Source organism: Bradyrhizobium frederickii (assembly GCF_004570865.1).
GTDB classification, from domain to species: domain Bacteria; phylum Pseudomonadota; class Alphaproteobacteria; order Rhizobiales; family Xanthobacteraceae; genus Bradyrhizobium; species Bradyrhizobium frederickii.
On the sequence record NZ_SPQS01000080.1, the window covers coordinates 1 to 3,779 of the forward strand.

The window sequence follows — 3,779 nt, forward strand, 5'->3', positions numbered from 1 at the left end:
ATTATATAGTTGGAAAACAAGGATGCATATATGGATGAACGATGCAGAGGCAATGCCGATGGCGATAGTGGGTATCATGTAGCCGCTTATGCTGGAAAGAAGCAATAACCCGCAGAAAAACAAAGCTCCAAGCTCAACAAAACTAAGGGCATAGACAATAACTACCGATGTCATATACCCATACTCTCTAATCTTGGCCAGTCGGCGCGTTCTGCTTCCGATTAGAAACGTCAAGGCAGCAATCAGGATTGCAATCATGGTTCCTGCATATGATGACAATGTCGCCCCAAGACCATCTCTATGAGCTGAAAAAGAAACACCAGGAATGTAGTGGCGGAAAAGGAGATAGCAAATGCTTACGATAACGTAAGGAATTATTACTATGTAAACACCAGGCATGATTCTGTTCCGCATAATTACTCCTGATAATTAATCCTTAACTTTGCCCACCTGCCTTTTAAAACATTCCAGTATATCACTTTTCATTCTTGCGTAGCAATATGCCATCTCTTCAGCTATCTCAGCATTGGTGACCTTGTTCAGAGGCGCTGAGAGATGGCCTTTTTCTGATAGATAATGTTCTGTTAAAATATCTCCGGCCTCATCTTTTGCCCGCAGGCTAATGTCTGAAAATTGAGGTGACGGGTTAAAAATAATATCCTTGGCAACCTTTTTTATATCCCTTTTAAATTTTGGCTTAATGACTATATCCAATGAGTCAAAAAGCTCCCCTTCAATATCTGTTGCCCCTAAGACCTTTAATATATCGCCAAATACAGGTAGCTTGGCTTCTACCTTCACCGTTGTTCGGCCGATGAAATGCATATGCATAACATCGTCTTTGGTGGTTCCCCTCATCAGTGGCTCTATCTGAACGCGCTCTCCACTGCTTAATGACATTCCTTTCCCGATTAAAAAATCTGTCAGATCGGATGTGGTCGGCCCGAAAACAGTTCTGGCAAAACCAATGGTGTCGCCTTCAACAAACAAAAAAGATGGGAATCCCAATGATTCGTCATCTGCGAGGCTGTTCTTAATATCTTCAACTGAAGCTTTAGAGCGATTTATCTTCTGAACCAGACTCTTGTCATTTGTTTTGGTAAAGAGAAAAGTTTTTCCATCGATTTTATGAATATACAAATAATTGGAGCCAACCTGCAGGTGATGATTATCAGCCAGCAGAGAATTAAGGAAAACAGACAGGTTTATTGAGCGCTTATCTTTCCCTTTATTTTTGCTGCGGTAAGTCGCATAAAAACCATTCTTCATAATTCAATCCATTTACTATGTTATGTTCTGAGGGGAGTGAAAATTCCCCTAATTCGATGAAGATTCTTGCTCAATTGTTATCAGCTATGCGCCGACCAGAACACCTTGCCGATCAGCCAAACGTCTCTTCAGGCCACTGACTAGCGATAACTTTCCCCACAACGGAACAACTCTCATTGCATGGGATCATTGGGTACTGTGGGTTTAGTGGTTGTAAAAACACCTGACCGCTATCCCTGATCAGTTTCTTGAAGGTAAACTCATCACCCCCAAGTCTGGCTATGCAGAAATCACCTGGCTCAACAGCCTGCTCAGGGTCAACGAGAATTAACATTCCGTCAGGAAAGCTTGGCTTGGAGCCTGTTGGTGCGGTCATGGAATTACCTTCAACCTCAAGCCAGAATGCAGAATCACTGGCTTTTTTGGTTGTGCTTACCCATCTCTCCGCATCACCTTTGGTAAAGGTTCTAAGCTTAGGTGAGAACATCCCTGCCTGAACATGAGAAAAAACAGGGTACTCATACTCACTTCTAAGTGACGGCTGCATACTAACCGCTTCATACATCTCGTAGATTTCTCTGGCGATTGAAGGGCTAAATTCTTCAACGCTAACTTTGAGAATTTTTGTAAGCAATGCGGCGTTATAAGCATTTAATGCATTGATGCCATTAAATAAAGCACCAACGCCTGACTGCCCCATCCCCATCTTGTCTGCGACAGATTCCTGGGATAAGCCAAGTTCATTTTTCTTTTTTTCATAAATTGCTTTAAGGCGACGTGCGTCCTCAAGCTGCTCTTGTGTTAATGGTTTCTTTTTTGTGCTCATACGTTAAATCTATCACCGCAAGGGATAAATATCTAACACCGTGCGTGTTGACTATTTTACCTCTGGCGGTGATAATGGTTGCATGTACTAAGGAGGTTGTATGGAACAACGCATAACCCTGAAAGATTATGCAATGCGCTTTGGGCAAACCAAGACAGCTAAAGATCTCGGCGTATATCAAAGCGCGATCAACAAGGCCATTCATGCAGGCCGAAAGATTTTTTTAACTATAAACGCTGATGGAAGCGTTTATGCGGAAGAGGTAAAGCCCTTCCCGAGTAACAAAAAAACAACAGCATAAATAACCCCGCTCTTACACATTCCAGCCCTGAAAAAGGGCATCAAATTAAACCACACCTATGGTGTATGCATTTATTTGCATACATTCAATCAATTGTTATCTAAGGAAATACTTACATATGGTTCGTGCAAACAAACGCAACGAGGCTCTACGAATCGAGAGTGCGTTGCTTAACAAAATCGCAATGCTTGGAACTGAGAAGACAGCGGAAGCTGTGGGCGTTGATAAGTCGCAGATCAGCAGGTGGAAGAGGGACTGGATTCCAAAGTTCTCAATGCTGCTTGCTGTTCTTGAATGGGGGGTCGTTGACGACGACATGGCTCGATTGGCGCGACAAGTTGCTGCGATTCTCACCAATAAAAAACGCCCGGCGGCAACCGAGCGTTCTGAACAAATCCAGATGGAGTTCTGAGGTCATTACTGGATCTATCAACAGGAGTCATTATGACAAATACAGCAAAAATACTCAACTTCGGCAGAGGTAACTTTGCCGGACAGGAGCGTAATGTGGCAGATCTCGATGATGGTTACGCCAGACTATCAAATATGCTGCTTGAGGCTTATTCGGGCGCAGATCTGACCAAGCGACAGTTTAAAGTGCTGCTTGCCATTCTGCGTAAAACCTATGGGTGGAATAAACCAATGGACAGAATCACCGATTCTCAACTTAGCGAGATTACAAAGTTACCTGTCAAACGGTGCAATGAAGCCAAGTTAGAACTCGTCAGAATGAATATTATCAAGCAGCAAGGCGGCATGTTTGGACCAAATAAAAACATCTCAGAATGGTGCATCCCTCAAAACGAGGGAAAATCCCCTAAAACGAGGGATAAAACATCCCTCAAATTGGGGGATTGCTATCCCTCAAAACAGGGGGACACAAAAGACACTATTACAAAAGAAAAAAGAAAAGATTATTCGTCAGAGAATTCTGGCGAATCCTCTGACCAGCCAGAAAACGACCTTTCTGTGGTGAAACCGGATGCTGCAATTCAGAGCGGCAGCAAGTGGGGGACAGCAGAAGACCTGACCGCCGCAGAGTGGATGTTTGACATGGTGAAGACTATCGCACCATCAGCCAGAAAACCGAATTTTGCTGGGTGGGCTAACGATATCCGCCTGATGCGTGAACGTGACGGACGTAACCACCGCGACATGTGTGTGCTGTTCCGCTGGGCATGCCAGGACAACTTCTGGTCCGGTAACGTGCTGAGCCCGGCCAAACTCCGCGATAAGTGGACCCAACTCGAAATCAACCGTAACAAGCAACAGGCAGGCGTGACAGCCAGCAAACCAAAACTCGACCTGACAAACACAGACTGGATTTACGGGGTGGATCTATGAAAAACATCGCCGCACAGATGGTTAACTTTGACCGTGAGC

General features: G+C 44.3%; 6 protein-coding genes. 3 read left to right on the forward strand and 3 right to left on the reverse strand.

The window, feature by feature from the left end; all coding sequences use genetic code 11:
- The 3 genes from E4K64_RS39190 to E4K64_RS39200 all read right to left on the reverse strand — a co-directional run.
- A partial coding sequence (locus E4K64_RS39190; protein WP_430642585.1) for a hypothetical protein occupies positions 1-399 on the reverse strand: 399 nt, incomplete at its 3' end.
- 30 nt (positions 400-429) lie between these two features.
- Entirely contained in the window at positions 430-1,269 is an 840-nt protein-coding gene (locus E4K64_RS39195) for a protein rexA (protein ID WP_000788349.1), read from the reverse strand.
- A 112-nt stretch (positions 1,270-1,381) separates the two neighbouring features.
- The gene (locus tag E4K64_RS39200) at positions 1,382-2,095 is read right to left on the reverse strand and encodes a LexA family protein (RefSeq protein ID WP_000104864.1); all 714 of its coding nucleotides are present in this window, start codon (positions 2,093-2,095) and stop codon (positions 1,382-1,384) included.
- Positions 2,096-2,195: 100 nt separating this feature from the next.
- Here E4K64_RS39200 and E4K64_RS39205 point away from each other — a divergent pair, with 100 nt between their 5' ends.
- The 3 genes from E4K64_RS39205 (at position 2,196) to E4K64_RS39215 (ending at position 3,740) form a co-directional block, all read left to right on the forward strand.
- Positions 2,196-2,396 carry a Cro/CI family transcriptional regulator gene (locus E4K64_RS39205; protein WP_000437875.1) on the forward strand — a complete coding sequence of 67 codons (201 nt, stop codon included), beginning with the start codon at positions 2,196-2,198 and terminating at the stop codon, positions 2,394-2,396.
- 118 nt (positions 2,397-2,514) lie between these two features.
- Positions 2,515-2,808, forward strand: a complete 294-nt coding sequence (locus E4K64_RS39210; RefSeq protein ID WP_000251069.1) for a CII family transcriptional regulator — start codon at positions 2,515-2,517, stop codon at positions 2,806-2,808.
- Positions 2,809-2,840: 32 nt separating this feature from the next.
- Positions 2,841-3,740 carry a replication protein gene (locus tag E4K64_RS39215; protein WP_000185505.1) on the forward strand — a complete coding sequence of 300 codons (900 nt, stop codon included), beginning with the start codon at positions 2,841-2,843 and terminating at the stop codon, positions 3,738-3,740.
- Positions 3,741-3,779: the final 39 nt, after the last annotated feature.

Bases quoted from the DNA above. Each gene is read 5' to 3' on its own strand.
- E4K64_RS39195 (WP_000788349.1), bottom strand. From the start codon at position 1,269: ATGAAGAATGGTTTTTATGCGACTTACCGCAGCAAAAATAAAGGGAAA.
- E4K64_RS39200 (WP_000104864.1), bottom strand. From the start codon at position 2,095: ATGAGCACAAAAAAGAAACCATTAACACAAGAGCAGCTTGAGGACGCA.
- E4K64_RS39205 (WP_000437875.1), top strand. From the start codon at position 2,196: ATGGAACAACGCATAACCCTGAAAGATTATGCAATGCGCTTTGGGCAA.
- E4K64_RS39210 (WP_000251069.1), top strand. From the start codon at position 2,515: ATGGTTCGTGCAAACAAACGCAACGAGGCTCTACGAATCGAGAGTGCG.
- E4K64_RS39215 (WP_000185505.1), top strand. From the start codon at position 2,841: ATGACAAATACAGCAAAAATACTCAACTTCGGCAGAGGTAACTTTGCC.